1 protein-coding gene is annotated in these 276 nt (G+C 51.1%); it reads left to right on the top strand.

What is annotated here, in order from left to right; all coding sequences use genetic code 11:
• The coding region (locus tag AC0QH1_RS29090) for a hypothetical protein (RefSeq protein ID WP_324634938.1) at positions 1 to 276 on the top strand (276 nt) is incomplete at both ends.

Genomic DNA, 276 nt, shown 5'->3' with positions numbered 1-276 from the left:
TCGGTTTCAACCGACTTGAGCTGTTATACGGGGGATTTATCCCCCGTCGGGTGTTGCAACTGGTGCAAGATTTCGGTCTCAACCGACTTGAGCTGTTATACGGGGGATTTATCCCCCGTCGGGCGTTGCAACTGGTGCAAGATTTCGGTTTCAACCGACTTGAGCTGTTATACGGGGGATTTATCCCCCGTCGGGTGTTGCTTTACAGGACAAATATTTTAGTCGGTTTCAACCGACTTGAGCTGTTATACGGGGGATTTATCCCCCGTCGGGTGT

The organism is Phormidium sp. CCY1219, assembly GCF_055795085.1.
The sequence above is the reverse complement of the archived record's forward strand: the minus strand, read 5'-3'. Positions and strand labels throughout refer to the sequence as shown.